Origin of the sequence: Paraburkholderia pallida, assembly GCF_004524855.1 — a bacterium.
Taxonomy (GTDB): Bacteria; Pseudomonadota; Gammaproteobacteria; order Burkholderiales; family Burkholderiaceae; genus Paraburkholderia; species Paraburkholderia oxyphila.
In genome coordinates this window covers 2,257,741-2,284,333 of the sequence record NZ_CP038148.1, presented here as the reverse complement: position 1 = coordinate 2,284,333, position 26,593 = coordinate 2,257,741, and the positions used below count along the sequence as shown (strand labels likewise).

Here is a 26,593-nt window from a genome sequence, read left to right as displayed (position 1 = left end):
GTTCGCCGGCGGCCTTGCGGCACGCGGCTTGCTAGCCCCACTCGTCGATTCGCGCGCTGCTGCCCAGTGACACACGGCCCCGCTATACTGATCTTTCGCACGCCGCTCACCGGCGGCGCGCGCATCCCCGCAGCGCGTGACGCGCGCGTCGGCCCACCGGCCTGCGCCGTCCGCCGCCCTCCCTTCGTTTTCCCGCGCTAGACGAACATGACGAATCCGCTTCCTGCCTGGTCCGCGCTACAGACGCACTACGAACAGATCCGCAACGAAAAGATGCGCGACTGGTTCGCACCCGCCAACGATCCCGCACCGACTCGCGCCGAACGCTACACGTACACGGGCGGTGGCCTTGGAGCCGACTTCTCGAAGAACCGCATCAACGACGCCACGCTGAAGCTCCTCGTGCAGCTTGCGCGCGAGGCCGGCGTCGAAAAGCGCCGCGATGCGATGTTCGCGGGCGAAGTCGTCAACCCGACCGAAGGCCGTGCCGCGCTGCACACCGCGCTGCGCGCAACCGAGCCCGACGCGCCGTTCCACGCGCAGATCGCCGCCGAGCGCGCCAAGATGGCGAAGTTCGCCGACGCCGTGCGCAGCGGCGCATGGACCGGCTACACGGGCAAGCGCATCCGCCACGTGGTGAACATCGGCATCGGCGGCTCGGACCTCGGGCCGAAGATGGTCGTGCACGCGCTCAAGCATCTCGAAACGCCCGAGATCCACTCGCACTTCGTGTCGAACGTCGACGGCGCCGATCTCTGGCGCGTGATCGAGGACATCGATCCGGAGGAAACGCTCGCGATCATCGTCTCGAAGACCTTCACGACGCTCGAGACCATGACGAACGCGCGCTCGATGCGCGACTGGTTCGTCCAGCACGGCTGCCCGGAGAGCGCGCTCGCGAAGCACTTCGTGGGCGTTTCGGCGAACCCCGCCGAGGTCGTGAAGTTCGGCATCGCGAAAGAAAACGTCTTCGAAATGTGGGACTGGGTGGGCGGCCGCTACTCGCTGTGGTCGGCCGTGGGGCTCTCGATCATGATCGCGATCGGGCCGCAGCAGTTCGACGAGCTGCTCGCGGGCGCCCATGACATGGACAAGCACTTCCGCGAAGCGCCGCTCGAAAAGAACCTGCCGGTCCTGCTCGGCATGATCGGGATCTGGTATCGCAACTTCTTTGGCTCCCAGAGCTATCTGGTTGCGCCGTACTCGGAAGCCCTGCACTACCTGCCCGCCTATCTCCAGCAGCTCGAGATGGAGAGCAACGGCAAGTCGGCGCGCCTCGACGGCCAGTTCGTCGATTACCCGACTGCGGCGGTCACCTGGGGCGAGCCCGGCACGAACGGCCAGCATGCGTTCTTCCAGATGCTGCATCAGGGCCCGACGATCGTGCCGATCGACTTCATCGCCGTGCTCACGCCCGAGCATCCGCTCGGCGATCATCATCCGAAGCTGCTCGCCAACTGCTTCGCGCAGAGTGAGGCGCTGATGCTCGGCCGCACCGAGGAGGAAGCGCGCAAGGTGGCCGGCCCGGACAAGCCCGAGCTCGTGCCGCACCTCGTCTTCCCCGGCAACCGCCCGACCACGACGCTGCTCGTCGACGCGCTCACGGCGCGCTCGCTCGGCGCACTGATCGCGCTGTACGAGCACAAGGTGCTGGTGCAGGCCTCGGTCTGGAACATCAACCCGTTCGATCAGTGGGGCGTGGAGCTCGGCAAGATTCTCGGCAAGGTGGTCGAAGCCGACCTCACGGCCGCGAGCGCCGACGTGAAGCCGCACGACTCGTCGACGGCCGCGCTGATCGCGCGGGCGCGCGCTGCGCTCAAGCGTTGATGCGCTGATGGCATGAAAAAGGCGTGCGCGGTGAGAGCCGCGCACGCCTTGTTTGTTTTGGGGCGCTAAAGCGTTTGGCGCCGGGTCAACGGCCCGCTTCGATACGGCCGCGCTCGGGTGCTTCGCGCACGTCCTCCGGGCCGTCGACATGAGGCGCATTCGGCACGCGGCGGCCGGCCTCGATCGTCACCATGGCGTCGCAGCGGCGCGCGAGATCCACGTCGTGCGTGACGAGCACGAGCGTCGCGCCGCTTGCACCGCTGCTCGCACCACTGTTTGTACCGGCGTTTGCCCGATTGAGCTCGAACATCAAGTCGATGACGGCATGACCGGTGGCGGCATCGAGGCTGCCGGTGGGCTCGTCCGCGAACAGCACGGCCGGGTGCATGACGAAGGCGCGCGCCAGCGCCACGCGCTGTTGCTCGCCGCCCGACAGCAGCTTCGGATAATGGGCCGTGCGCTGCCCGAGCCCGACTCGTTCCAGCAGCGCACGGGCGCGCACGAAAGCCTCGCGCGTGGTGAGACCGCCCTGCAACTCGAGCGGCAGCGCGACGTTCTCGAGCGCGGTCAGATGCGGCATCAACTGGAACGACTGGAACACGAAGCCCACCGCGCCGTTGCGCAGCGCCGCGCGCTGATCCTCGGCCATGCCGGTAAGCTCATGGCCAAGCAGGCGAACCGAGCCGGCGCTCGCGCTGTCCAACCCGGCCAGCAGGCCCAGGAGCGTAGACTTGCCCGAACCCGAGGCGCCTACGATCGCCACGCTGCTGCCCGCGTGCACGGTCAGGTCGATGCCGTCGAGTATCGTCAGCTCGCCGCTCGCGTCGGTGACCCGCTTGCACAGACCACGCACTTCGATGACTGGATCGCTATTCATTCGCACATGATGAAGCAAAGATTCGCCGCCTGGGCGCGGCATGCCGCGCCGGCCGCCACGGCCCGCGCCGCCCTCAACACCCTCGCCGTTTTCACGGCCACAGCCGCGCTGGGTCTCGCTGCCAGCACCGCCGTTCCCGGCGGCTCGCACGACGCCTTCGCAGCTACCGCGCCTGCCGTCCAGCCCGCCGCCGCGAAGCCCGTGATCGCCGTGCTCGGCGACAGCCTCTCCGCCGAATACGGCCTGCCGCGCGACACGGGCTGGGTCGCCCTGCTGCGCCAGCGGCTCACGAGCGAGCGGATCGATTATAGCGTCGCAAACGCGAGCATCAGCGGCGACACCACGAGCGGCGGCCTCGCACGCCTGCCGCTCGTGATGCAGCGCATGAAGCCCTCGATCGTGATCGTCGAGCTCGGCGCGAACGACGCGCTGCGCGGCGTTCCGCTCACGGCGACGGAAAGCAATCTGCGCGCGATCGTCGCCGAGATCCGCAAGGGCCATGCGCAGCCGGTGCTGGTGGGCATGTACGTGCCCCCCAATTACGGCCCCGACTACACCCGCAGGTTCCATGGCCTCTACGGCCAGCTTTCGACGGAGTTGAACGTGCCGCTAGTGCCGTTCCTGCTCGCGGGCCTCGTCGACAAACCCAATCTCTTTCAGTCCGACCAGATGCATCCGAACCAGCAGGCACAGCCCTTGCTACTCGACAACGTGTGGCCGACGCTCAAGCCGCTGCTCGGTGGCGGCGGCGCGCAGCGCTGACACGCAGGGCCCGCGCACTTGCAGAGCACGCCCTTACACCGTGGTGTAGGGTGTACAGCGCCGACACGTGCGTTGCGCGTCGCGCGCCAGGCCACATGTTTGCAGCGGACGAGCGGCTTTCGTCTGATTCTCGACTGACCCTGACTGAAGGGAGAAAACGTGAAATTTTTACCTCTGATTGCCATTACGGCCACCCTTGCAGCCTGCGCCAATCAACCTGTGCCGAGCGGCGCGCAATCGGTCGGCACGAGCCAGCAACCGCCTGCGGCCGTCGCGCAATGCATCGCCAAGAAGTGGGCCGACCGCTCGCAGCAGCAAGTCGTCCAGCAGAGCGTTCTCGCCAACGACCAGGCCGTCGATGTCTATGTGCCCGGCCAGCAGCCGCCGAACGGTGCGGCCGCAACGGTGCGCCCGGCGTGGAACGCCAACGCCAAGACGTGGGTCGGTTTCCGTGCCGGCGGTGGCGCGGGCAGCGACGCCACGGGCGATATCAGCGCCTGCCTCTGATTGCGATTGCACGCGCGCGCAGCACTTCAGTCGCGCTGCGAACGCCCAAACAAAAGCCCCGCATTTGCGGGGCTTTTTTGCACTCACGCGCCGTGGCGTGAAGCGGGCTGCGACGCTTACTGCCCGTCGCCGTCAGACTGGCTGGATGCACCCAAGGAGCCATACATCTTGACCTTGGAGCGATCGCGTAGCGCATCGAGATAAGCCTGCGTCTCGGACTGGCCGCTCACGCCGGCGAGCTGCTGCTGGGCGGCGGTCAGACGCGGACCGTCGGCGGGCGGGCCGTTGGTCACGCTGTTCACGCGATAGATCGCATAGCCCTGGTCGCCGAGATCGACGCCCACATAGGCGGGCAACTTCTGCGGGTCGGCCTTGAACACCGCCGAAAGCGCAGTGGGCGGCAGTCCTTGTGCGTCGTTGCGCGTGACCTTCACCGCCGCCGAGAAGCCGTCGGTGGCTTTCGACTTCTGCAGCGCCGCGAGCTTCGCTTCGCCGTCCTTGCGCGCCGCCTCGCCGGCCTGCTCCGCAACCACCTTCTGGCGCACGGCATCCTTGACGGCGGCGAACGCGGGCACGGCGGCGGGCTGGAAGCTCGTCACGTGCGCGGAAATCAGCGTGTTGTTGCCGACGTCGATCGCCTGCGTGTTGTTGTGCTGGTTCACCGAGTCGCTCGCGAACACCGCGTCGAGGAGCTTCGGGTTGTTCAGCGGGCTGTCCTGCGGCAGCGCGGGGTTCGGCTTCGGCGTGACCGTGGCCGTCTGGAGCGCGAGCTTGTACTTGTCGGCCGCCGGCTGGAGGCTCTTCGACTGCTCGTAGACCGTCGAGGTAAAGCCGTCCGTCGCATCGGCGAGCAGCTTCGCCGCCTGCTGCGTCTTCACGTCGTTAGCGATCTGGCCTTTGACTTCGTCGAAGGACTTCGTGACCGACGGCTTGATGTCCGTCAATTTGACGATGTGGTAGCCGAAGTCCGACTGAATCACGTCGCTGATCTCGTCCTTCTTGAGCTTGAAGACGGCGTCGTCGAAGGCCTGGCCGCCCGCGATCATGCCGGGGCCGAAGTAGCCGAGGTCACCGCCCTTCGAGGCCGAGCCCGGATCCTGCGAGTCCTTCTGGGCGATCTGCGCGAACTGTTCGGGATGCGCCTTGACCTCCGCGAGAATCTGCTCCGCCTTCTGCTTGGCGGCGGCGCGATCGGCTGCGCTCGCGTCCTTCGCGACCGTGATCAGGATGTGGCTCGCCCGTACCTCTTCCTGCGTCTTGTAGTGGGCGATATTGTCGTCGTAGTACTTCTTGAGATCGGCATCCGTCGGATTGACCGAGGCCGCAACCGTTGCGGCCGACAGCACCAGATACTGGATCTGTGCCGTGGCCGGCGTGGCGAAGTCGTTCTTGTGCGCGTCGTAGTACGACTGCAGCTGCGCGTCGGTGGGATTGATCTTCGGCGCGTAGTCGCTCGCGTGGAACGCGAGCCCCTGCACTTCGCGCTGTTGCTCGGACAGCTCCGTGAGCTGTTGCGCAAGCGCCTTCGGCGTGAACGCGCTATTCACGAGCGCTGCCGGCAACTGCTGCATCGCGAGGCTATAACGCACGCGCTCGTCGTACTGCTCGGGCGTCATGCCCTGCATGGCGAGCAACTGCTTGTACTTGTCGAGGTCGATCGAACCGTCGGGGTTCTTCAGCGACGAGATGATCGGATCGGACAGCAGCGTGCGGCGCACCGCGTCATCCGAGGCGGTCAGATGCAGGCGCTGGACTTCGTCCACGAGCACGCGCTGCTGGATGAGGCCGTCGAGAATGTCCTTGCGATGCTGCGGCGTATCGAACTGAGTCGCGTCGAAGCGTGCGCCCATGATCTGCCGCGCCTGGTCCATCTGCTGACGCGCTGCATTGTCGAATTCGACGCGAGTGATCTTGTGACCGTTGACGCTGGCAACGTTCGCGCTTTCGTCAAAGAAACCGCGGAAGCCTTGAATGCCGACGAAGCCGAGACCTGGCAGAATCACCAGCATCAGCATCATCATCATCAGTCGTTTGTGATTGCGGAAAAAGTCGAGCATGCGTGACCAGGCGTTGGAGGGCGCCGAAAAATAGAACGCCCGATATTACAACAGCGGCCAACAAAAAAGGCGAACCGGAGTTCGCCTTCTTGCTGATAGATCTGGCGGAGCGGACGGGACTCGAACCCGCGACCCCCGGCGTGACAGGCCGGTATTCTAACCAACTGAACTACCGCTCCGTGCTGATGGACTGCGTGCGCTACTATCGCGCGCAGGATGCGCGTGTTGCGAATCTGAAGCTGTGGTGGGTGCTGAGAGGCTCGAACTCCCGACCTACGCCTTGTAAGGGCGCCGCTCTACCAACTGAGCTAAGCACCCAGCCTCATGACTCTGCTGCGCTTTTTGCTACTACGCTGACCGCAGCATTTCACTGCGCAGTCATCAAGTAGCAAGCCCGTTAGTTTAGCGCATCTTTGAGTGCTTTGCCAGGCCTGAATTTAGGAACTTTTGCCGCCTTGATTTTGATCGCCGCGCCCGTGCGCGGATTGCGCCCCGTACGCGCCGTACGCTTGCCGACCGCGAAGGTGCCGAAGCCGATCAGCGTGACCGAGCCGCCCTTCTTCAACGTATTTTTGACACCACCGATCACGGCATCGAGTGCGCGTCCCGCAGCTAATTTTGAGATGTCGGCCTGCTGCGCGATGTGATCGATCAATTCCGTCTTGTTCATTCCAGTCCCCGAGAATGTGTTTGGGCAATCGTGGTGGCGCAATGAGCCGCCATGCGCCGGCAAGGAATATCACTGACAAACCGCTCCAGTCTGGTCCGGAACCAGAGCCCGCTCATTTAACGAGGCCGAAAGTACCGTGTCAAGCGGGGTTCGGCCCGATGTGGCGATGCTTTCCACGGCCGTTATCCGCGCGCTCGCGGGACGCAACCCACCTGGCGCAACGTCAACGAATCTAACGGGCGCGCGCGACGTGCCGCCGCGCAGAATTGCACCCAACAATAAAAAAACCCGCGGACGTTGCCGCGGGTTTTTCGGGGACGAGCGTTCCAGCAGGCCGCGCCATCAGCGCGGCCCACCTGAAGCTCAATGCTTGACGACTTCGGTCGTGCCGGCTTCCTTCGTCTCGGCAACGGGTGCCTTGGCGTCGTCGGCCTTCACTTCTTCTTCCGGCAGCGGTTGCGGCACACGCTCGAGCGCGAGTTCGAGCACCTTGTCGATCCAGCGGACCGGCACGATCTCAATCGAGTTCTTCACGTTGTCCGGAATCTCGGTGAGATCCTTCACGTTCTCTTCCGGGATCAGCACGAGCTTGATGCCGCCGCGATGCGCCGCAAGCAGCTTTTCCTTCAAGCCGCCGATCGGCAGCACTTCGCCGCGCAGCGTGATCTCGCCCGTCATCGCGACATCGGCTCGCACCGGAATGCCGGTGAGCACGGACACCAGCGCCGTCGTCATCGCACCGCCTGCGGACGGACCGTCTTTCGGCGTCGCGCCTTCCGGCACGTGGATGTGGATGTCCTGCTTCTCGAACGCTTCGTCCTTGATGCCGAGACGACGCGAACGCGAACGCACCACCGAGCGTGCCGCTTCGACCGATTCCTTCATGACGTCGCCGAGCGAACCCGTGCGGATCACGTTGCCCTTGCCGGGCATGACCGCGGCTTCGATCGTGAGCAGATCGCCGCCGACTTCCGTCCACGCGAGACCCGTGACCTGGCCGATCTGGTTTTCCTTCGCAGCCAGACCGAAGTCGTACTTGCGCACGCCAAGGAAGGTGTCGAGGTTGGCGCTGTCCACCGTGACGGCCTTGTCGGCCTTCTTCAGCAGCAGCATCTTCACGACCTTGCGGCAGATCTTCGAGATTTCACGCTCGAGCGAACGCACACCGGCTTCACGCGTGTAATAGCGAATGATGTCGCGGATCGCGCCTTCGGTCACCTCGATCTCGCCAGGCTTCAACCCGTTGTTCTTCTTCTGCTTCGGCAGGAGATAACGCTGGGCGATGCTGACCTTCTCGTCTTCCGTGTAGCCCGAGAGGCGGATGACTTCCATCCGGTCGAGCAGCGGCGGCGGGATGTTCAGCGAGTTCGACGTGGCCACGAACATCACATCGGAGAGGTCGAAATCGACTTCGATGTAGTGGTCGGCGAACGTGTGGTTCTGTTCCGGATCGAGCACTTCGAGCAGCGCCGACGACGGATCTCCGCGGAAATCCATGCCCATCTTGTCGACTTCGTCGAGCAGGAAGAGCGGATTGCGCACGCCGACCTTGGTCAGGCTCTGCAGGATCTTGCCCGGCATCGAACCGATGTACGTACGACGGTGGCCGCGGATCTCAGCCTCGTCACGCACGCCGCCAAGCGCCATGCGCACGAACTTGCGATTCGTTGCGCGCGCAATCGACTGCCCGAGCGAGGTCTTGCCCACACCCGGAGGCCCAACGAGGCAGAGGATAGGCGCCTTGACCTTGTCCACGCGCTGTTGCACCGCGAGATACTCGAGAATACGTTCCTTCACTTTCTCGAGACCGAAGTGGTCTTCGTCGAGCACGGCTTCGGCGTTCGAGAGGTCGTTGTTGACCTTGCTCTTCTTGCGCCACGGCAGGCCGATCAGCGTGTCGATGTAGTTGCGCACGACAGTGGCTTCCGCCGACATCGGCGACATCAGCTTGAGCTTCTTGAGCTCGGCGTCGGCCTTCTTCTTGGCTTCCTTCGGCATGCGCGCGGCCGTGATGCGCTTCTCGAGTTCTTCGAGATCCGCACCCTCTTCGCCTTCGCCCAGTTCCTTCTGGATCGCCTTGACCTGCTCGTTCAGGTAGTACTCGCGCTGGCTCTTTTCCATCTGGCGCTTCACGCGGCCGCGAATGCGCTTCTCCACCTGGAGAATGTCGATTTCGGCTTCGAGTTGCGCGAGCAGATGCTCCAGACGCTCCACGACCGGGAACATCTCGAGGATGTGCTGCTTCTGGTCGAGCTTGAGTGGCAGATGCGCGGCGATGGTGTCAGCAAGACGACCGGCCTCGTCGATGCCCGACAGCGAGGTCAGGATCTCCGGCGGGATCTTCTTGTTGAGCTTCACGTACTGGTCGAACTGCGAGACGATCGCGCGGCGCAGCGCTTCGGTTTCGGCGCTGTCGGCGTGATCGGGCTCGAGCGGCATGACCTCGCACGAGAACTGCGTTTCCTGTTCTTCGATGGAAAGCGTCTTCGCGCGCTGCAGGCCTTCCACGAGCACCTTCACGGTGCCGTCGGGCAGCTTGAGCATTTGCAGGATGTTGGCGATACATCCCACTTCGTACATGTCTTTTTCGGTCGGCTCATCCTTGGCGGCAGTCTTTTGCGCGACGAGCATGATGTGCTTGCCGCCTTCCATTGCCGCTTCGAGGGCCTTGATCGATTTGGGCCGGCCCACGAAAAGGGGAATCACCATATGCGGGAAGACTACGACGTCTCGCAGCGGCAGCAGCGGGAGCGTGGTGCGTTCCGGCGGGAGGAGTTGGGTTCCTGACATTTCATTTCCCCATGAGTGGAATCAATTGTTCGGTAAGTGAGGCCAGAAAAGTCGATTACAAGCCTCGAGCAAGTGGGAAAAGTTCAGTGACTCCAAAAAAAGTGCGCCATCGACCACAAGATTAAACGAAAAAGCCGTTCATCCCATTGTATGAACGGCTTTTCCCCGGAACTCTTTAGCCGATCACCACCATCAGTTCGAGCCTGCAACCTTGGGAGCGTCTTCGTAGATCAAGAGCGGCTTGCCGTCGCCGTCGATCACGTTGTCGTCGATGATCACCTTGCTCACGCCCTTCATGGCCGGCAGCTCGTACATCACGTCGAGCAATGCCTGTTCCAGGATCGAGCGCAGGCCCCGGGCGCCGGTCTTGCGGCGGATCGCCTTGCGGGCGACGGCCTGCAGCGCAGCCGGACGGATCTCGAGTTCCACGCGCTCCATGTTGAAGAGCTTGTGATACTGCTTGACGAGCGCATTCTTCGGCTCGACCAGAATCTTCATGAGCGCGGCTTCGTCGAGCTTGCCGAGCGTGGCGACCACGGGCAGACGGCCAATCAGTTCCGGAATCAGGCCGAACTTGATCAGGTCTTCCGGTTCCGTTTCGCGCAGCACTTCGCCGGTATCGCGTTCCTGCTTGCTCTTCACGCTCGCGCCAAAGCCGATGCCGGTTTTTTCCGTGCGGTCGGTAATGACCTTTTCCAGGCCGTCGAACGCGCCGCCGCAAATGAACAGGATGTTGGTCGTGTCGACCTGGATGAAATCCTGGTTCGGATGCTTGCGGCCGCCCTGCGGCGGCACCGAGGCCATCGTGCCCTCGACGAGCTTGAGCAGCGCCTGCTGCACGCCTTCGCCCGAGACGTCACGCGTGATCGACGGGTTGTCCGACTTGCGGCTGATCTTGTCGATTTCGTCGATATAGACGATGCCGCGCTGGGCCTTGTCGACCTCGTAGTTGCAGTTCTGCAGCAGCTTCTGAATGATGTTCTCGACGTCCTCGCCCACGTAGCCGGCTTCGGTCAGCGTGGTGGCGTCCGCGATCACGAACGGGACGTTCAGAAGGCGCGCGAGCGTCTGCGCGAGCAGCGTCTTGCCCGAGCCCGTGGGCCCGATCAGGAGAATGTTGCTCTTGGAGAGTTCGACGTCGTCTTTCTTGTCGAGATGCTTCAGACGCTTGTAGTGGTTGTACACCGCTACCGCGAGGATCTTCTTCGCGCGTTCCTGCCCGATCACGTACTGGTCGAGGATGTCGCGGATCTCCTGCGGGCTCGGCAGGTCCGAGCGCGACAGCGCCGCGTCGACGCCCGCGCCTGCGGCCTCGTCGCGAATGATCTCGTTGCACAGGTCGATACATTCATCGCAGATGAACACCGACGGGCCGGCAATCAGTTTCTTGACTTCATGCTGGCTTTTGCCGCAAAACGAGCAATACAACAGCTTCTCGCTGTTAGAACCTTTCTTGTCCGCCATGGATAAATGAGCCTCCGGACACTCTGTTACATGATACGCCGTTTCCCCCAGCGAGGCCGGGGGGCGCGTGAACCGCTTGCTGTGACGGCGTTGGCCGCAGGCCGCGAAGCGCGTTTGCCGATTATTTCACACGGTCCGCGCGCCCGTGACTATCCCGTATTTCACGGGGATCGCACACGAGGCGAGCGGCCCTTCAGTTGGCCCCTTCAGTTGCCGCCATCAATTAGCAAACAGGGTGCCAAAAACGCGTGCCGGATCAGGGGCGCTTGTGCAGCACCTGATCGACGAGGCCATAGGCCTGCGCGTCGTCGCCCGACATGAAGTTGTCGCGGTCGGTGTCGCGCGCGATGCGCTCGACCGGCTGGCCCGTATGGTTGGCGAGCAACTGGTTCAGGCGCTCCTTCAGGTACAGGATTTCGCGCGCCTGGATTTCGATGTCCGACGCCTGGCCGCGTGCGCCGCCGAGCGGCTGGTGAATCATCACGCGCGAGTTCGGCAGCGCGAAGCGCTTGCCCTTCGCGCCCGACGCGAGCAGGAACGCACCCATGCTGGCCGCGAGGCCCATGCAAAGGGTCGAAACGTCAGGCTTGATGAACTGCATCGTGTCGTAGATCGCCATGCCGGCCGAGACCGAGCCGCCCGGGCTGTTGATGTACAGGCTGATGTCCTTGTCAGGATTCTCGCTTTCGAGGAACAGCAGCTGGGCGACGACGAGATTCGCGGTCTGGTCGTTCACTTCGCCAACCAGAAACACCACACGCTCCTTGAGCAGGCGCGAGTAGATGTCATACGAACGCTCGCCGCGGCCGCTCGTCTCCACGACGATCGGCACGAGCCCGAGCGCCTGCGGTTCGAGGTCGCGCGAGGCGTGGGAGGTCAACGTGTCCAGCGATTGAGCGCGAATGGTCATGCGGTGCATCCTTGTCTGGAAGAGTTGTTCTGGTAACCCTGATAATGCTCAATGGCGACGGACCCTGCAAAAATCAACCACACGGGCAATGTGGCCAAATTCTGCGGATACAAAAACGGCGTGCTGGCCGTCGGTTGCTCCGACAGCCGGCACGCCGTAGCGGGCAGATTTAAGCCTGCGCCGTTGCGCTTGCCAGTTCTTCGAAGCTCACCAGCTTGTCCGTCACCTTGGCCTTGCCGAGCACGAAGTCGACGACGTTCGATTCGACGACGTAGGCTTCCATTTCGGCGAGACGCTGCTGGTTCGAATAATACCAGCGCACGACTTCCTTCGGGTCTTCGTAGCTTTTCGCGAATTCGTCGACTTCAGCGCGGATTTGCTCCGGCTTCGCTTCGAGGTTGTTCGCCTTCACGAGCTCGGCCAGCACGAGGCCGAGCTTCACGCGGCGCTCTGCCTGTTCCTTGAACATTTCGGCCGGGATCGGTGCGTCCTTCGCGTTGGGCACGCCGCGCTGCGCGAGGTCCGCACGCGCCATTTCGACGAGGCGCTGCTGGTCCTGCTCGACGAGCGCGTTCGGCACGTCGAGCTCGGCGATCTTCAGGAGCGCGTCCATGACCTGGTTCTTGACGATGGCCTGGGTGCGGCGCTTCGCTTCGCGCTCGAGGTTGTCCTTGATCTCGGCGCGCATCTTCACGAGGTCGCCGTCGGCGATGCCGAGCGACTTCGCGAATTCACCGTCGATTTCCGGCAGGTGCGGCCACTCGATCTGCTGCATCGTGATCGTGAACTTGGCGGTCTTGCCGGCGACTTCCTTGCCGTGATAGTCCTCGGGGAACGCGAGGTCGAATTCGCGCGACTCGCCCTTCTTCAGGCCGATCGCCGCCTTTTCGAATTCCGGCAGCATGCGGCCTTCGCCCAGCACGAACGCGAAGCCTTCAGCGCTGCCGCCCGGGAATGCGACGTCGTCGATCTTGCCGAGGAAGTCGACCGTCACGCGATCGCCTTCCTTCGCTGCGACGTCGGCGCCGCCGTCACCGTGCTCGCCCGCTTCGCCGCGTGCGTGGAAGTGCACGCGCTGCTTGCGCAGGATGTCCAGCGTGCGGTCGATTTCGGCTTCGGTGATGGTCGTGGTCGTGCGCTCGATTTCGGCGCTGCCGACGTCGCCGAGCGTCACTTCCGGATAGACCTCGAAGGTCGCGTCGAACGCGTAGTCGCCTTCAGCGGCGTCGGCCTTCGGCGCGAAGCTCGGCTGGCCCGCGACGCGCAGGTTCTCGGCGCGGCTGATGTCGAAGAATTCCTTGCCGACCTTGTCGCTCAGGACCTCGGCTTCCACCTGGCCCGAGTACTGTTGCGTGACCATCTTGAGCGGCACCTTGCCCGGGCGGAAACCCGGCATGCGCACGTTCTTCGCGAGTTGACGGATGCGCGAATCGACTTCTTTCTGCACGCCGTCCTTCGGCAGGGAAATCGTCACGCGGCGTTCGAGCTTGCCGAGATTTTCAACAACGTTAGCCATGGCTTCAATCGTCCTAAAATTGTTCGAGCGTAATCAGTAATCTTTGCTGCCGCAGTCCGATGGGGCTGCCCGCACAGGGTGTGACCCGCATCGCTTGCGTCTCGCTTGTGCCTCGTCGGCGCCGCCTGCCGGTCTGATCGTGTCAGAACGGGCGGCGTCCTTTCCGTGATCCGCGAGACCCATCCCGCTGCAAATCGGCTAAATTGGGCCGAATCGGGCGGTTTGCGGTGCGGTTCCGTCAAAAGAGCCGAGTATTTTAGCAAACTATTGACGCACCCAAATGGAATTGCAGTTCCAGCGCAAAGATGACTCGCAAGCCGACGCGAGATCGGCCCGATTTCAAGCGCCACGAAACGCCTGCGATGCGTGCTATCTCGCCTGAGGTATCCAGCACGCCCCCGGGCACTGGTAAGCTAACGCTCGCGCCGGACGCCCCGCCGGTCACAGCCTCTGCCAACACAACTCTTCCAGTCGAGACACCATGCCTAACCAGACGTTTGCTGACGCACCCGTCGTCGTCATTGCTCCCGATTCTTTCAAAGGCTCGCTCAGCGCGGATGGGGTCGCCGCCGCGATCGCCGACGGCATCCGCCGCGCCCGTGCCGACGCCGATATCCGCATCTGCCCGATGGCCGATGGCGGCGAAGGCACGCTCGACGCGATGCTCAGCGTGGGCGGCGAGCGCCGCGTGATCCATGTGGAAGGCGCAGCCGGCGCGCGGCGCGACGCCACCGTCGGTCTCCTGCATGACGGCAGCGCGATCGTCGAGACCGCCGAGATCGTCGGCATCACGGACCCGGTGGGCATGGGCGTGCCGGTCGCCGCGCGCAGCACGCGCGGCATGGGCGAAGCGATTCGCGCGCTGCTCGACGAAGGCGTGCGCCGCTTCTATGTCGCGCTCGGCGGCAGCAGCACGAACGATGCCGGCGCGGGCCTGCTCGCAGGTCTCGGCCTGCAACTCTTCGACGCGCAAGGCAACGCGCTCGCGCCCACGCCGCAGGCGCTCGCGAGCGTGGCGCGCGTCGACGTCTCGGGGCTCGACGCGCGGCTGGCCGAAGCGAGCTTCGTCGCCATGTCGGACGTCGACAATCCGCTCACGGGCGGGCACGGCGCGACCGCCGTGTTCGGCCCGCAAAAAGGCGTGAAGCCCGAAGAAGTCGCCCCGATCGATGCCGCCCTCGCGCATTTCGCCGATCTGCTCGAAGCCGCGCTCGGCCGACACGCACGCGACGAAGCCGGTGCGGGCGCAGCGGGTGGCCTCGGCTTCGCGCTGCGCATGCTCGGCGCAAGCTTCGAGCCCGGCGCCGAAGTCGTTGCGCGCACGATCGGCCTCGACGCGGCGCTTGTGGGCGCACATTGGCTCATCACCGGCGAGGGCCGCTCGGACGTGCAGACGCTGCACGGCAAAGCGCCCTTCATCGCCTGCCGCCATGCGCAGGCCGCCGGCGTGCCGGCCACGCTGCTTTCGGGCGCGGTGGACCCGGCTGCGCTGCCGCGTCTCACCGAGCACTTCAACGGCTGCTTCTCGCCCGCGCCCGGCCCGATCACGCTCGAGACGGCCATCCGCGAAGCCGCCACGCTGCTCGCGAACGAGGCGGAGCAACTCACGCGCTTGAAGTACGGATCGCGCGGCGCATAACACGGCGTCCGCAAAATCGTCTGACTTTAGCTTGTGCGCAGTCAACCTTCTCCGCAGTAAGCGATTAATAGATTCGTACGCCCGCGCAAGGTGGGCGTACGAGGGTTCATGCGCGTTGACCCGGGCGCTGGTTGAGGCAACAATTATGGTAGGCGCGGCATGATTGCGCCGACCTCACGCGACCAGACCAGGACGACCATGAAGGCAAGCAAAGCCGGACTTGAACAATATCTGACCTATCGGCTCCATGTCTTGAACAAGCTTTCCGAACGCGGTGCGAGCGAGCGCTACCAGGCCAAGCTCGGCATCACGCTGCCGGAGGCGCGCCTCATTGCCGCCGTCGGTGCGTTCGGCCCGTTTTCAGTGATGGAGCTCGCGCGCCACGCGAATCTCGACAAGAGCCAGGCCAGCCGCGCCGCGGAGGCGTTGATGCGCCGCGGCCTCATGCAACGCGACGCCAGCGAGGAAGATGGACGCCTCGTACTCGTTTCGCTCACAACCGACGGGCGCGCCCTCTATCGCAAGGTCATGCCCATCGCGCGCAAGTGGAACGTCGACCTGTTCGCCTGCCTCGACGACAAGGAGCGCGAGTTGCTCAATCGTGCGCTCGAGAAGGTCATCGCGGCGGCCCAGGAAGAGTCGTGACGCGGCACGCGCGATAAACGGAATAGATGGCCCGTGCGGGGGTGATCAAACGCGAGGGCATCAGAAAAAAAGGCCACATACCGAAAGGTATGTGGCCTTTGCTTTTGGTGCGTGAGGCCGGACTCGAACCGGCACACCCTTGCGGGCGTCAGGACCTAAACCTGGTGCGTCTACCAATTTCGCCACTCACGCGAATACTTTGCCTGGCGAGACCGCTGCGAGTTCACGTGAGCGTGTGACGTGGGATACATCGCGTGCGATACAGACCTGCGCTGCGCGCCGGACGGCGGGATAAGCCACCAGCAAAGCGCAAGCGCGAGATTCTAACCGATTGCCCGGCGCTTGTCTGCACCTTGGCTGCGCATGCGCGCCCGGCCTCGCCGGCCGCCCTGGGCGGCCCGCCCAGGCCAAACCCGTGCCGGTGCTAGAATCGCCGCTCCGCGGCCAGTTGCTGCGTTTGCCCCGTCTTTGCCCCGTTGGGGCGCCCACTCATCCGCGCCTCTCCTCGCCCCCCAAACGCCGTGAATTTCGACGATTACTGCCTGCAAAAAGCGGCCCCGCCCGGATCGAGCACCTACTACGCGCTGCGCCAGGCCAGTGCCGCGCATCAACCGGTGCTCGCCGCCCTCTTCGCGCTGCGCCGCGAACTCGAGGAGACCGCCAAGGAGACGAGCGACCCCACCGTCGGCCGCACCAAGCTCGCGTGGTGGCAGAAGGAACTGGCCGCACTGGCAACCGGCAACGCCACGCATCCGGTGACGAAAGCGCTCGCTCAGCATCTCGACGACCCGGCGGGCATCTATCCGCTGCTTCAGCAGTTGCTCGCCGGCTTCGAAATGGACTTCGAGCAGGCGCGCTATCTCGACCTGCCGAATTTGCGCCGCTACATGGACGGCGTGGGCGGCACCTTCGCGACGCTCGTGGCCCAGGTGGGCGCACGCGCGGGCGAAGCGCGCGACGGCGTCGCGCAGTGGGCCGCGCCGCTCGGCAATGCGCTGATGTTCGCGCAGCTCGTGCCCGAGATCGGCAACGACGCGCGTCATGGCCGCATCTATGTCCCCATCGACGAATTGCAGCGGTACAACGTCACCGCCGCCGATCTGATCAACCGCCGCTATAGCGATGAGTTTACGGAGCTCATGCAGTTTCAGACCGCGCGCGCACGCGAGGCCGTGAACGCGGCGCTCGATGCGATTCCCGCTTCGCAGCGCCGCCATCAGCGCACCTTGCGCGCACTCGCTGCGCTCGAGCTTGCGCTGCTCGACGAAGTCGAACGCGAAGGCTTCCAGGTGCTGCACCAGCAAATCGTGCTCACGCCGATCCGCAAGCTCTGGATTGCCTGGCGCGCCGCACGCCGCGCGTGACGCCCAAATGCACGCCGGTGCTGCCGGCGCAGTTGGTGCTAATGCGCAGACGCAGCGCTTACACGCGCAGCAATGGCAGCGGCTCGAAACGATGTTGCAGGACCGCCTGCGCGTCGAGCCCCCACCAGTTCCCAAGCACCGTCGCGTAGATCTGCCTGAAGTCGACGGCCACCGGCAAATTGCCGTTGCCGTCGAGGCGCGCGAGTTTCGGCGCCTCGCCGTAGAGTCCGCCCGCGACCCTGCCGCCGGCCACGAAATGCGCGGACGCCGTGCCGTGGTCCGTGCCGCGGCTCTGATTCTCGCGCACGCGCCGCCCGAACTCCGCATAGGTGACGATCAGCGTGCGGTCCCAGCGCCCCATCTCGACGAGCGCCGAACGCATGGCCACCATGCCCGCCGCGAACTGGCGCAACAAGTCCGCGTGCCGCTGCGGCTGGTTCTGATGCGTGTCGAAGCCGTTGAGCGTGAGCCGGATCGCCGCCACGCCCTGCCCCAGCACCGGCGCGGGCCCGCCTTGCACGCCCGCCACCGTTTCGCCCGAAGCCAGTGCCTGCATCGCGGTTTTCACCGAGGTGCCGAACGCGCCCGCCGGGAACGCCGTCTTCAACACGTACTGGCCGGGGCGCGGACGCAACTGGTCGGCTGCATGGACGATATCGTTCTCGACATCGAGGATATGGGCGAGCGCCGGATTGCGCTCCTTGAGCGAGACCGGCGTGACGAGCCGCGAGGCGCGCGCGAACTGCGCTGGGTTGACAAGCGCGACGGCGCGCGCGCCATTCGCGAGCGGCCCCATCTCCGCGCTGCCGAGCACGAGGCCGTCGGCCGCGAAGGTCCCCGGCACCGGCGCGCCCGCGAACGCGCGCGTGAGCCAGCCCTCGCGCAGGTATTGATCGGCATTCGAGGCCGTGTCCCAGATCTCGATCGAGCGGAAATGCGAGAGATTCGGCTGCGCGTAGCTCACGCCCTGCACGATGGCGAGCTCGTGTTCGCGCCACATTGGCATGAGCGGCGCGAGCGCAGGATGCAACGCCGTGCGTTCGTCGAGCGGGATCGCGTCGCCGCGGCGCACGCCGATGTTCGCGCGATAGCTGTAATAGAGCGGATCCGCGAACGGCACGACGGTGTTCAATCCGTCGTTGCCGCCCTTCAGTTCGATAAGGATCAGCAGGTTGTCGTACCCGCTCGCAGGGCGCTGCGCGGGAGCGCCGCCTTGCGCCTGCGCGGCCCCGGGCAGCCACGATGCGGCGCCCGCAGCCGTCATCGCGGCCGCCGCTGCCAGAAAGTCGCGCCGCTTCATGCCATGCCTCGCGGGTCTGCGCGGCGCCGGGCGGTGCCGCTGTTGTCGTTGCGATTGTCGTTGCTGGCGTTCATGTCAGTCGTTCACCGCTGGCTTCGTTGCCTCATTTCCACTGGGTCACTTCAACTGATAGACGGGGTCCATCAGGAGTGCTTCGAGATACGCTCCCGCACTGCTGCCGGCCGCAATCGCGTCGACGGGCGCGAGCGGCAGGATGGCGTGCTGCATCTGCAACTGCGCCGACAGACCAGGCACGGTATCGGCCGTCAGTCCGTAATGCCCGAGCCAGCCGTCCAGATCGAAGCGCATGCCGCCAGGCATCGCGCGCGGCTGCGGCTTCATGGCGCCGCTTGCCGGCGCGCCCGCCCTGGCAATTTCAACCGTCTTCATCATCGAGTTGGCCATGCGCGGGCGCGTCGCCTCGGTTGCCCGAAACAGCTGCTCGACGAACTGCTTGCGCGCCAGCAACGTCGCGCTGTTGATCCACATGACGCCGCCGGGCCAGCCCTTCACATTTGGCGGATAGAACAGATTCTCGCCGAGCGCGGCCGACGTGTGCGCGAACATCGCCGTACTCGCGTAGCCCACCTCGAAGCGGCGCACGGTGCCCGCAATGAATTCGACGGGCGAACTCACCAGCACGCCGCGATTGCGCTCGTCCCAGAACGCGGGCGTGACGAGCAGCGCGCCCAGCGCGGCCTTGATGTCGTAGCCGCTCGCGCGAAAGCGCGCGGCCACCGTATCGAGCTGCGCCGGGTCCGGCGTGTCCGAGACGAACTCGCGCCATAGCTTCGCCGATACGAAGCGCGCCGTCTGTGGCTCGCCCAACAGGATGTCCAGCATCGCGTCGCCGTCGAACGTGCCGCTCTTGCCCAGCACCGTCTTCACGCCGTCGTCATGCTCGGCCGGGCGCCAGACGTAGCGCCACGTGTCGGGATCGACGCCCCAGCCCGTGTACGCACGCGCCGCCTCGGCGACATCCTGCTGCGAGTACTGTCCTTCGCCCAGCGTGAAGAGCTCCATGACTTCGCGTGCGAAGTTCTCGTTGGGCTTGCCCTTGCGATTGCTGGCGCCGTCCAGATACAGCAGCATCGCCGGGTCCTTCGCGACTTCGTGCAGCAGCGTGGCAAAGCTGCCAAGCGCATTGCGCCTGAAGAGCGCGTTCTGCTCGGCCATCAGCAGCGGCTCGGGGACCTTGTCCTCGCCCGTTGCGAAATGGTTGTGCCAGAAGAGCGTCATGCGCTCGGTGAGCGGCGACGGCGTGATGAGGATTTCGCGCATCCACCATGCACGCAGTTCGTCGTAGTGCTGGCCGCGCTGGCGCTGCGCGGCGCGGCGCGCCTCGGGCGTCAGGGCATTGCGCTGCGCGCGCGTCAACGGGATCTCTGCGCTCCATGCGGGCAATGGCGTCACGGCATCGACACGAGTCGTGGCCAGCACGCGCTCGACCGCCGCCGCACGCGTGAGCCCGACGTAGGGCCCGATTTCGGCAGGCGCCGGCGCGAAGCCGGTGCGGATGAGCAGATGCATGGCGTCGTCGGCGTCGAGCAGCGCCGCGTCCGGATCCGCGCCGACAGCCGGCGTGCTGGCCGCGCCATGACGATGCGCACGGCGCGCCGGCTGGACCGGTCCGGTTCGTTGCGAGTTGGGCGTATCGGACATGGGACACAAACGCGCGAGTTCGGCCCGCGCGCCCACAGTGGACGAATGTAACGCAGTAACGGTGCGCGCAATGCTTCTGTTGACGGCGCAATTGCTACGGAATTTTTCAGCGAGGTGCCGCGCGGTCTTCATGGACACGCGGGCAGACGGCAAGATCAGCGCTTGTAGAGTTCGCGCACGGCGTCTTCGATGTGCTGGCGCAGCAGGCGGCGCTCGTCGGGCGTCATATGGCCGTCGCGGCGGCGCTGGTCGAGATCGGGGGGAACCGCGGTGCGTTGTGTGATGTCCGAAGCTGGGCGTGCAGGCACATCACGTGCGGCGACATCGTTGCGCATCTTGCGCGCCGACTGCTTTTGGTTTGGGCGCCTCGCCGAGGTGGCAGAGGCCTGAGAGCCGTCCGGAAGGGTCTGGGCGTGGGCCGGCGCAGCCTCCAATGCAACCACGATGCCGCTGGCCAACGCCAGTGCAGTCATGGTATGGCGCATCGTAGGCCTGACCCCTCCCATCGTTTTTTTCCCTTCTTGACGCGGCAAACGGCTACCTCGAATGCATGTGCGGACCCGGCTCGATACGGGCACTGGTTCGAATTTCGAATGAAGTATCTACCGAATGGCCGCTTTACGCAAAGAAGTCTATCTGTCAGTGCTTGATGCCGTGCCACAGCACGGGTAAATTTTGTAACTGACTGTAACCTTATATTTATTGCAAACTCGCACCCCATCTCAATCGCGCTAAGATGCCAGGCATGGAAACCAAGAACCCGTCCAAAATTCTCGTTGTCGACGACGACCCGCGACTGCGGGACCTGCTGCGCCGCTATCTCGGCGAGCAGGGTTTCAACGTCTACGTGGCAGAAAACGCGCCCGCCATGAACAAGCTGTGGGTGCGCGAACGTTTCGACCTGCTGGTGCTCGACCTGATGCTGCCAGGCGAGGACGGCCTGTCCATCTGCCGCCGTCTGCGCGGCAGCAACGATCGCACGCCCATCATCATGCTCACCGCGAAGGGCGAAGATGTGGATCGCATCGTCGGTCTCGAAATGGGTGCCGACGACTACCTCCCGAAGCCCTTCAACCCGCGCGAGCTGGTCGCGCGCATTCATGCCGTGCTGCGCCGCCAGGCGCCGTCCGAGCTGCCGGGCGCGCCCTCGGAAACCACCGAAGTGTTCGAGTTCGGCGAATTCGCGCTGAACCTCGCCACCCGCACGCTCACCAAGGCCGGCCAGGAAATTCCGCTCACGACCGGCGAATTCTCGGTGCTCAAGGTGTTCGCGCGCCATCCGCGCCAGCCGCTCTCGCGCGAAAAGCTCATGGAGCTCGCGCGCGGCCGTGAATACGAAGTGTTCGACCGCAGCCTCGACGTGCAGATCTCGCGTCTGCGCAAGCTGATCGAGCCCGATCCGGGCAGCCCGCGCTTCATCCAGACAGTCTGGGGACTCGGCTACGTCTTCATTCCCGACGGCGCTGCCTGATACTGGATGGTGTCTCGTTGTCTGCACTGCCTCTGTTGAAACGGGAAGGGTCCATGCGGATTGACCGCCGTTTGCTCACGCTCGCGTTTGGCGATCTGTTCTGGCGGACCTTCCTCTTGATCGCGCTGCTCATTGCGGTCAGTCTCGCGGCATGGTTTCAGAGCTTTCGCGTGATCGAGCGCGAGCCGCGCGCGCAACGCGTGGCGCTGCAGCTCGTTGCCGTCGTCAAGCTCACGCGCACCGCGCTCCTCTACTCCGACCCCGACCTGCGCCGCGCCCTGCTCCAGGACCTCGAGAGCAACGAGGGCGTGCGCGTCTATCCGCGCGAGGCCACGGACAAATACAAGCTCCAGCCCGACGAGTCGCTCAATCGGCTGATCGAGCACGACATCCGCGGGCGCCTCGGCGACGACACCGTCATCGCGCAGTCGGTGAACGGCATTCCGGGCGTATGGATCAGCTTCAAGATCGACGACGATGATTATTGGGTCGCGCTCGACCGCGACCAGCTCGACAACGTCACCGGCCTGCAGTGGGTCGGCTGGGGCATTTCCGCGCTCGCGCTCTCGCTCTTCGGGGCCGCGTTCATCACGAGCCTCGTGAACCGGCCGTTCGCGCGCCTCGCCATGTCCGCGCGCATGGTGGGCTCGGGGCAATCGCCGGCGAAGCTGCCCGAAAGCGGCATGGGCGTGGCCGCCGAGACCAATCGTTCGTTCAACCAGATGGTGCGCGACCTCGAGCAGCTGGAGGCCGACCGGGCGCTGATGCTCGCCGGCATCTCGCACGATCTGCGCACCCCGCTCGCGCGGCTGCGGCTCGAAACGGAGATGAGCCCGTCCGACCAGGCCACCAAGGACGCGATGATCGACGACATCGAGCAGATGGACATGATCATCGGCCGCTTCCTCGACTACGCGCGGCCCGTGCAGCGCATGCCCGAGCGCGTCGATCTTTCGGTCATCGCGGGTGAAATGGCCGCGCGCATGGCGACCGAAGACGGCGTGCGGCTCATCACGCGCCTCGCGCCCACGGCCGTGATCGAGGCCGACGACACCGACATGCGCCGCGTGGTGGGCAATCTGATCGAGAATGCGCGCAAGTACGGCTTGAGCGAGGCCGACGGCATTCCGCACATCATGCTGGAAACGCGCGTCTCGCATTCGCGCGTCGAGCTCTCGGTGGTCGACGAGGGCCCCGGCATCCCCGAAGACCAGCTCCCGCTCGTCACGCGGCCCTTCTATCGCGTCGACAGCGCCCGCACCCAGGCCAACGGCACCGGCCTCGGCATGGCCATCGTGCAGCGCCTCGTGGGCCGCTACCGCGGCGCGCTGCGCCTGCGCAATCGCGCCCCGGGCCCCGGTCTCGAAGTCACCATCGAGTTCCCGCTCGCCAAGGGCGCCTGAATCCCGCCTGGCCGCCCCGCTCTGCGGCCGTTGCATTGCCGGGGCCTGTTCACGCGCATACTGACCTGTGACACGGCACCGGCGCACGCTCGCAGCACGCGCCGTCCACCCCTGCGACAATTGCTGGAAGCAATCGGGCCATGCGGCGCGCGCACGGGGCGCGCGTGCGCCCCGTCTTCAAGGAGCGACGCCATGAAAACCGTCGGCGACAAACTCGAAGCCTTTACCGTCACGGCCGCGAAGCCCGGCTTCAATCAGCCCGAAGAAAATGGCGAATCCGCCTTCCAGGAAATCACCGAGCAGAGCTTTCCCGGCAAATGGAAGGTGATCTACTTCTATCCCAAGGATTTCACGGTCGTCTGCCCGACCGAGATTGCCGCGTTCGCGCAATTGCACAAGGAATTCGAAAATCGCGAGGCCGTGCTGATGGGCGGCAGTTGCGACAACGAATATGTGAAGCTTGCCTGGCGGCGCGAGAACAAGGCGCTCGACCGGCTGAACCACTACTCGTTCGGCGACGTGAAAGGCGAGCTGATCGACCAGCTCGGCATTCGCGACAAGGAAGCGGGCGTGGCGCTGCGGGCGACGTATGTCGTCGATCCCGATAACGTCATTCAGCACGTCTCGGTGAACAACCTGAGCGTCGGGCGCAGCGCCGGCGAAGTCCTGCGCGTGCTGGACGGGCTGCAAACCGGGGAGCTTTGCCCCAGCGACCGCGAGTTGGGTGGCGCGACGTTCTGAGTCCCGCGCAGTGTCCGCTCGGTGAAGTTTGCTCTGTGACGTTCGCTCGGTGAAGCCGCGGTGAGATCCGCTCAGGTCGGCCCTGCCGCGGCACGCGCGGGCAAACGGCTGCGGATCGCCGAGGCAAGCGGCTCCTTCCACTCGAGCACGCGCTTTTCCAGCAACTGCCAGGACAGATGCGCAAGCAGTACGGAAAGCGCGAACTGCATGACGAGCGGCAGCAAGTCCTGCGCAAGCGGCGGCACGTGCAGGCTCGTGTAGAGCGCCGGCGCCTCGCCCAGGCGCGACGGCACCAAGTTGTGGAAAAGATAGAAGCCGTAGCTGATCGTGCCGAGATACGCGAGCGGCCGCGCTTCGAGAGCGGTCACGAGCAGGCTGTCCTGGTGCCGCACGAGCCACAGGAACACGGCGCCAAGCGACAGCGCGAGGCCGATATCGAGCAAGCCCGGCAGGATGGCGCGCTGCGTCGCTTCGCAGGCCTCGCAATCGGCGCGCGCGAGTGCGAGGGCCGCGAGACTCGCGCACGCGAGCACGAACCCGATGGCGCTTTGCACCCGCCCGTCTCCAGGCGCTTCAGGCACGCGTGCGCCGCCGATGGCCAGCACGCCGCCTAGCGCGAGCAAGGCGAAATTCCAGGGCGAGAACGCATAAACAAGCGGCTCGATCGCTCCGCTCGCGTAGAGCGCGAGATGCGCGAGCGCCGCGGCGAAAATCATGCCGATGCAAATCGCCAGATGCCGCGACGCGCGCGTGAACAGCAGCGCAAACGGCGCTATCAGATAGAACTGCTGCTCGACCGCGAGACTCCAGAAATGCGACACCGTGCCCGGCCATCCGTCATGAACGATGCCGATCCAGAAATTGGAGAGGAATACGTAATGCCACGCGAGCCCCAAATCGACATCGCGTTGATAGAAGCACGCATGCGCGATCGTCAGCGCAATGAGCAGCAAATAGTAGACCGGGAAGATACGCAGCGTGCGCTTCACGAAGAACACGTAGAGCACCGCATCGCGGCGCGCCGTGCGTTGTTCGACACGCAGGCGGTTGCGATGCAGCTCACCGATGATGAGATAGCCGCTGATCAGGAAGAACAGCCATACGCCGATCTTGCCCGCGTCGATCGCCTCGACGTGCGCCTTGTGCGCGAGGAACACCAGCATCACGGCCAGTGCCCGGAGACCGTCGAGGCCTTTCACGCGTCTTTCGAGTCCCGTCATGAACCTTTCCGCTTCCGGTACGCCTGAATACCGATTTAGTATGCGGCGAAAAAAACGGAAATTAATCGACAAGAAAAGCAAAGGCGGTGATTGCAGGTGCAATCACCGCCTTTTATGCGGGAGCAGGCACGCGGCCTGCGCGATGCGTTCGACACTTTTCGGGCACGCCATTTGCGGCACGCCATTTAATTAGATGTGCCACGCGATGCGATCCGAAGACCGCGCGAATTTCACGCGCGCGTGAGCAGCACTGCCGCCTGCGCTTCGATGCCTTCGCCACGGCCCAGATAGCCGAGCTTCTCGTTGGTCTTCGCCTTCACGTTCACGCGATCGAGCGGCAATTGCAGATCTTCCGCGATGCACGCGCGCATGGCTTCGATATGCGGCGCGAGCTTGGGCGCCTGCGCGATCACCGTGCTGTCCACGTTCACGAGCGAGAAGCCCGCCTCCTGCACGCGGCGCAGGCATTCGCGCAGCAGCACGCGGCTGTTCGCGCCGTAGAACTGTTTGTCGGTGTCCGGGAAATGGCGGCCGATGTCGCCGAGCGCGGCGGCGCCGAACAGCGCGTCGGTGATGGCGTGCAGCAGCACGTCGGCGTCCGAGTGGCCGAGCAGCCCGCGCTCGTAGGGCACCGTCACGCCGCCGATGACGAGCGGGCGGCCTGGCACGAGCGCGTGCACGTCATAGCCTTGTCCAATTCTGATGTCCATGTGTGGGTCTTCCGTATCGTGTTGCGCAGTGCGCTTGTGGGTCTGCCTCGCCGAGGCTCAGTTGCCAACTCAGTCGCCCGCTCAGTTTCCGGGGTTGCGGCTGAGAATGGCTTCGGCGAGCGCGAAATCTTCGGGGTACGTCACCTTGAAATTGCGCAGGCTGCCCTGCACGAGCCGCGGCGAATGGCCAAGCCATTCGATGGCGCTCGCTTCGTCGGTGAGATCGTGGCCTTCTTGCTGCGCGCGCTCGATGGCCGTGCGCAGCATGCCGATGCGAAACATTTGCGGGGTCTGAGCCTGCCAGAGGCCGTCGCGCGATTCCGTGCGGGCGATGCGCGGGCCGCCCGGCACATGATGAGGCGCCACGCGCTTGAGCGTGTCCGCTACCGGCAGCGCCATGATGCCGCCCACGGGGTCGTCCTTGAGCGCGTCGACGAGCGTGCGGATCAGCGCGGGCGTGATGCCCGGGCGCGCGGCGTCGTGCACGAGCACCCAGTCGTCGTCGCTGGCGCCAAAGTCCGCGAGCGCGACGAGTCCGTTGTAGACCGACGCCTGGCGCGACGCCCCGCCGTTGCGGCGCACCGCAAAGCGCAGGCCGGCGAAGCGGCGCGCGTCGAAATGGCTATCGTCGGGAGAAATGACAACGAGCGTCTGGCTAAATTCGCTGCAGGCGTCGAATGCCGCAAGCGTATAGTGCAGGAGTTCGTGTCCGGCAACCGTCCGATATTGTTTGGGCATGGCCGACCCCGAACGGCTGCCGGTGCCGGCGCAGGGGATCAGGGCAAAAAGGCGTGAAGTCACGGTATCGCTGGCCGCATGAGTCAAAGTAAAGGACGGATTTTATAATAGGTCCTTTACCCGTACGCCCAACGCCCGCAACCAGCGCCGCAACCGAGCTGGCCGGCGGGCATGGCGGGCACGATGGCAGCCCTTCGCAAGGCCGGGCGCACCGGCACCTGAGACGCATCGGCGCCGTTCAGGAATCGCTGACGCGACGTCCCGAATGGTGTTTTTGCGCCCTTACCCTTACGAATGGCTGTCGACATCCGGACCGCACG

Annotated in this window: 22 protein-coding genes and 3 tRNA genes; 9 read left to right on the top strand and 16 right to left on the bottom strand. The window is 64.9% G+C overall.

Going from position 1 to position 26,593, the window contains the following annotated elements; translation table 11 throughout:
- Nucleotides 1-207: 207 nt before the first annotated feature.
- The gene (gene pgi / locus E1956_RS10370; protein WP_134748591.1) at nt 208-1,827 is read left to right on the top strand and encodes a glucose-6-phosphate isomerase; all 1,620 of its coding nucleotides are present in this window, start codon (nt 208-210) and stop codon (nt 1,825-1,827) included.
- Between the two features lie 85 nt (nt 1,828-1,912).
- Here pgi and E1956_RS10365 read toward each other — a convergent pair whose 3' ends face one another.
- On the bottom strand, nt 1,913-2,704 hold the full coding sequence (locus tag E1956_RS10365) for an ABC transporter ATP-binding protein (RefSeq protein ID WP_418789216.1): 792 nt from the start codon (nt 2,702-2,704) through the stop codon (nt 1,913-1,915).
- Between the two features lie 6 nt (nt 2,705-2,710).
- On the opposite strand from E1956_RS10365, the gene E1956_RS10360 reads away from it, so the two are divergent.
- Together E1956_RS10360 and E1956_RS10355 are read left to right on the top strand one after the other, a co-directional pair.
- Entirely contained in the window at nt 2,711-3,466 is a 756-nt protein-coding gene (locus E1956_RS10360; RefSeq protein WP_232071094.1) for an arylesterase, read from the top strand.
- Between the two features lie 159 nt (nt 3,467-3,625).
- Nucleotides 3,626-3,973, top strand: coding sequence for a hypothetical protein (locus E1956_RS10355; protein WP_134748587.1), 348 nt, complete (start codon nt 3,626-3,628; stop codon nt 3,971-3,973).
- Nucleotides 3,974-4,089: 116 nt separating this feature from the next.
- On the opposite strand, the gene E1956_RS10350 is transcribed toward E1956_RS10355, so the two are convergent.
- The 8 genes from E1956_RS10350 to tig all read right to left on the bottom strand — a co-directional run bounded on the left by E1956_RS10350 (nt 4,090) and on the right by tig (nt 13,380).
- Nucleotides 4,090-6,030, bottom strand: a complete 1,941-nt coding sequence (locus E1956_RS10350; RefSeq protein WP_134748585.1) for a SurA N-terminal domain-containing protein — start codon at nt 6,028-6,030, stop codon at nt 4,090-4,092.
- Nucleotides 6,031-6,132: 102 nt separating this feature from the next.
- Nucleotides 6,133-6,209: transfer RNA gene (locus tag E1956_RS10345), tRNA-Asp, on the bottom strand.
- A gap of 63 nt (nt 6,210-6,272) precedes the next feature.
- A tRNA-Val gene (locus E1956_RS10340) sits at nt 6,273-6,348 on the bottom strand.
- Between the two features lie 79 nt (nt 6,349-6,427).
- On the bottom strand, nt 6,428-6,700 hold the full coding sequence (locus E1956_RS10335) for an HU family DNA-binding protein (RefSeq protein ID WP_028216416.1): 273 nt from the start codon (nt 6,698-6,700) through the stop codon (nt 6,428-6,430).
- A 363-nt stretch (nt 6,701-7,063) separates the two neighbouring features.
- Entirely contained in the window at nt 7,064-9,490 is a 2,427-nt protein-coding gene (lon, locus tag E1956_RS10330; protein WP_134748584.1) for an endopeptidase La, read from the bottom strand.
- Between the two features lie 192 nt (nt 9,491-9,682).
- On the bottom strand, nt 9,683-10,954 hold the full coding sequence (gene clpX / locus E1956_RS10325) for an ATP-dependent Clp protease ATP-binding subunit ClpX (RefSeq protein ID WP_028216418.1): 1,272 nt from the start codon (nt 10,952-10,954) through the stop codon (nt 9,683-9,685).
- 256 nt (nt 10,955-11,210) lie between these two features.
- On the bottom strand, nt 11,211-11,864 hold the full coding sequence (gene clpP, locus E1956_RS10320) for an ATP-dependent Clp endopeptidase proteolytic subunit ClpP (RefSeq protein ID WP_028216419.1): 654 nt from the start codon (nt 11,862-11,864) through the stop codon (nt 11,211-11,213).
- A 169-nt stretch (nt 11,865-12,033) separates the two neighbouring features.
- Nucleotides 12,034-13,380 carry a trigger factor gene (tig, locus tag E1956_RS10315; RefSeq protein ID WP_134748582.1) on the bottom strand — a complete coding sequence of 449 codons (1,347 nt, stop codon included), beginning with the start codon at nt 13,378-13,380 and terminating at the stop codon, nt 12,034-12,036.
- A gap of 481 nt (nt 13,381-13,861) precedes the next feature.
- Here tig and E1956_RS10310 point away from each other — a divergent pair, with 481 nt between their 5' ends.
- Together E1956_RS10310 and E1956_RS10305 are read left to right on the top strand one after the other, a co-directional pair.
- Nucleotides 13,862-15,019 (top strand): glycerate kinase, encoded by a 1,158-nt coding sequence (locus tag E1956_RS10310; RefSeq protein ID WP_134748579.1) that lies wholly within the window; start codon nt 13,862-13,864, stop codon nt 15,017-15,019.
- Nucleotides 15,020-15,217: 198 nt separating this feature from the next.
- Nucleotides 15,218-15,664 (top strand): MarR family winged helix-turn-helix transcriptional regulator, encoded by a 447-nt coding sequence (locus E1956_RS10305; protein WP_028216422.1) that lies wholly within the window; start codon nt 15,218-15,220, stop codon nt 15,662-15,664.
- 105 nt (nt 15,665-15,769) lie between these two features.
- Here E1956_RS10305 and E1956_RS10300 read toward each other — a convergent pair.
- Nucleotides 15,770-15,856: transfer RNA gene (locus E1956_RS10300), tRNA-Leu, on the bottom strand.
- Between the two features lie 329 nt (nt 15,857-16,185).
- Between E1956_RS10300 and E1956_RS10295 the strand changes: the two genes are divergently transcribed.
- Nucleotides 16,186-17,028 (top strand): squalene/phytoene synthase family protein, encoded by an 843-nt coding sequence (locus E1956_RS10295; protein WP_134748577.1) that lies wholly within the window; start codon nt 16,186-16,188, stop codon nt 17,026-17,028.
- 58 nt (nt 17,029-17,086) lie between these two features.
- Here the strand turns inward: E1956_RS10295 and E1956_RS10290 are convergent, their stop codons facing one another.
- From E1956_RS10290 to E1956_RS10280, 3 genes are all read right to left on the bottom strand, one after another.
- Entirely contained in the window at nt 17,087-18,328 is a 1,242-nt protein-coding gene (locus tag E1956_RS10290; protein ID WP_134748575.1) for a DUF1501 domain-containing protein, read from the bottom strand.
- 117 nt (nt 18,329-18,445) lie between these two features.
- Nucleotides 18,446-19,858, bottom strand: a complete 1,413-nt coding sequence (locus E1956_RS10285) for a DUF1800 domain-containing protein (RefSeq protein ID WP_232071407.1) — start codon at nt 19,856-19,858, stop codon at nt 18,446-18,448.
- 287 nt (nt 19,859-20,145) lie between these two features.
- Entirely contained in the window at nt 20,146-20,463 is a 318-nt protein-coding gene (locus tag E1956_RS10280; protein WP_232071092.1) for a hypothetical protein, read from the bottom strand.
- A 263-nt stretch (nt 20,464-20,726) separates the two neighbouring features.
- On the opposite strand from E1956_RS10280, the gene ompR reads away from it, so the two are divergent.
- The 3 genes from ompR (at nt 20,727) to E1956_RS10265 (ending at nt 23,605) form a co-directional block, all read left to right on the top strand.
- On the top strand, nt 20,727-21,461 hold the full coding sequence (ompR, locus tag E1956_RS10275) for an osmolarity response regulator transcription factor OmpR (RefSeq protein ID WP_027814652.1): 735 nt from the start codon (nt 20,727-20,729) through the stop codon (nt 21,459-21,461).
- Nucleotides 21,462-21,514: 53 nt separating this feature from the next.
- Nucleotides 21,515-22,864, top strand: coding sequence for an ATP-binding protein (locus tag E1956_RS10270; protein WP_028216430.1), 1,350 nt, complete (start codon nt 21,515-21,517; stop codon nt 22,862-22,864).
- Between the two features lie 192 nt (nt 22,865-23,056).
- Complete coding sequence (locus E1956_RS10265) at nt 23,057-23,605, top strand: peroxiredoxin (RefSeq protein ID WP_134748569.1); 549 nt, start codon at nt 23,057-23,059, stop codon at nt 23,603-23,605.
- A gap of 71 nt (nt 23,606-23,676) precedes the next feature.
- Here E1956_RS10265 and E1956_RS10260 read toward each other — a convergent pair whose 3' ends face one another.
- The 3 genes from E1956_RS10260 to ispD all read right to left on the bottom strand — a co-directional run bounded on the left by E1956_RS10260 (nt 23,677) and on the right by ispD (nt 26,336).
- Nucleotides 23,677-24,825 (bottom strand): acyltransferase family protein, encoded by a 1,149-nt coding sequence (locus E1956_RS10260; RefSeq protein ID WP_134748567.1) that lies wholly within the window; start codon nt 24,823-24,825, stop codon nt 23,677-23,679.
- 230 nt (nt 24,826-25,055) lie between these two features.
- On the bottom strand, nt 25,056-25,535 hold the full coding sequence (ispF, locus tag E1956_RS10255; protein ID WP_134748564.1) for a 2-C-methyl-D-erythritol 2,4-cyclodiphosphate synthase: 480 nt from the start codon (nt 25,533-25,535) through the stop codon (nt 25,056-25,058).
- An 81-nt stretch (nt 25,536-25,616) separates the two neighbouring features.
- The gene (ispD, locus tag E1956_RS10250) at nt 25,617-26,336 is read right to left on the bottom strand and encodes a 2-C-methyl-D-erythritol 4-phosphate cytidylyltransferase (RefSeq protein ID WP_134748562.1); all 720 of its coding nucleotides are present in this window, start codon (nt 26,334-26,336) and stop codon (nt 25,617-25,619) included.
- Nucleotides 26,337-26,593: the final 257 nt, after the last annotated feature.

What these genes read in the sequence shown, in the direction of transcription:
- pgi (WP_134748591.1), top strand. Translation starts at nt 208, where the DNA reads ATGACGAATCCGCTTCCTGCCTGGTCCGCGCTACAGACGCACTACGAA.
- E1956_RS10365 (WP_418789216.1), bottom strand. Translation starts at nt 2,704, where the DNA reads ATGAATAGCGATCCAGTCATCGAAGTGCGTGGTCTGTGCAAGCGGGTC.
- E1956_RS10360 (WP_232071094.1), top strand. Translation starts at nt 2,711, where the DNA reads ATGATGAAGCAAAGATTCGCCGCCTGGGCGCGGCATGCCGCGCCGGCC.
- E1956_RS10350 (WP_134748585.1), bottom strand. Translation starts at nt 6,030, where the DNA reads ATGCTCGACTTTTTCCGCAATCACAAACGACTGATGATGATGATGCTG.
- E1956_RS10335 (WP_028216416.1), bottom strand. Translation starts at nt 6,700, where the DNA reads ATGAACAAGACGGAATTGATCGATCACATCGCGCAGCAGGCCGACATC.
- lon (WP_134748584.1), bottom strand. Translation starts at nt 9,490, where the DNA reads ATGTCAGGAACCCAACTCCTCCCGCCGGAACGCACCACGCTCCCGCTG.
- clpX (WP_028216418.1), bottom strand. Translation starts at nt 10,954, where the DNA reads ATGGCGGACAAGAAAGGTTCTAACAGCGAGAAGCTGTTGTATTGCTCG.
- clpP (WP_028216419.1), bottom strand. Translation starts at nt 11,864, where the DNA reads ATGACCATTCGCGCTCAATCGCTGGACACGTTGACCTCCCACGCCTCG.
- tig (WP_134748582.1), bottom strand. Translation starts at nt 13,380, where the DNA reads ATGGCTAACGTTGTTGAAAATCTCGGCAAGCTCGAACGCCGCGTGACG.
- E1956_RS10310 (WP_134748579.1), top strand. Translation starts at nt 13,862, where the DNA reads ATGCCTAACCAGACGTTTGCTGACGCACCCGTCGTCGTCATTGCTCCC.
- E1956_RS10305 (WP_028216422.1), top strand. Translation starts at nt 15,218, where the DNA reads ATGAAGGCAAGCAAAGCCGGACTTGAACAATATCTGACCTATCGGCTC.
- E1956_RS10290 (WP_134748575.1), bottom strand. Translation starts at nt 18,328, where the DNA reads ATGAAGCGGCGCGACTTTCTGGCAGCGGCGGCCGCGATGACGGCTGCG.
- E1956_RS10285 (WP_232071407.1), bottom strand. Translation starts at nt 19,858, where the DNA reads ATGCATCTGCTCATCCGCACCGGCTTCGCGCCGGCGCCTGCCGAAATC.
- E1956_RS10280 (WP_232071092.1), bottom strand. Translation starts at nt 20,463, where the DNA reads ATGACTGCACTGGCGTTGGCCAGCGGCATCGTGGTTGCATTGGAGGCT.
- ompR (WP_027814652.1), top strand. Translation starts at nt 20,727, where the DNA reads ATGCCAGGCATGGAAACCAAGAACCCGTCCAAAATTCTCGTTGTCGAC.
- E1956_RS10270 (WP_028216430.1), top strand. Translation starts at nt 21,515, where the DNA reads ATGCGGATTGACCGCCGTTTGCTCACGCTCGCGTTTGGCGATCTGTTC.
- E1956_RS10265 (WP_134748569.1), top strand. Translation starts at nt 23,057, where the DNA reads ATGAAAACCGTCGGCGACAAACTCGAAGCCTTTACCGTCACGGCCGCG.
- E1956_RS10260 (WP_134748567.1), bottom strand. Translation starts at nt 24,825, where the DNA reads ATGACGGGACTCGAAAGACGCGTGAAAGGCCTCGACGGTCTCCGGGCA.
- ispF (WP_134748564.1), bottom strand. Translation starts at nt 25,535, where the DNA reads ATGGACATCAGAATTGGACAAGGCTATGACGTGCACGCGCTCGTGCCA.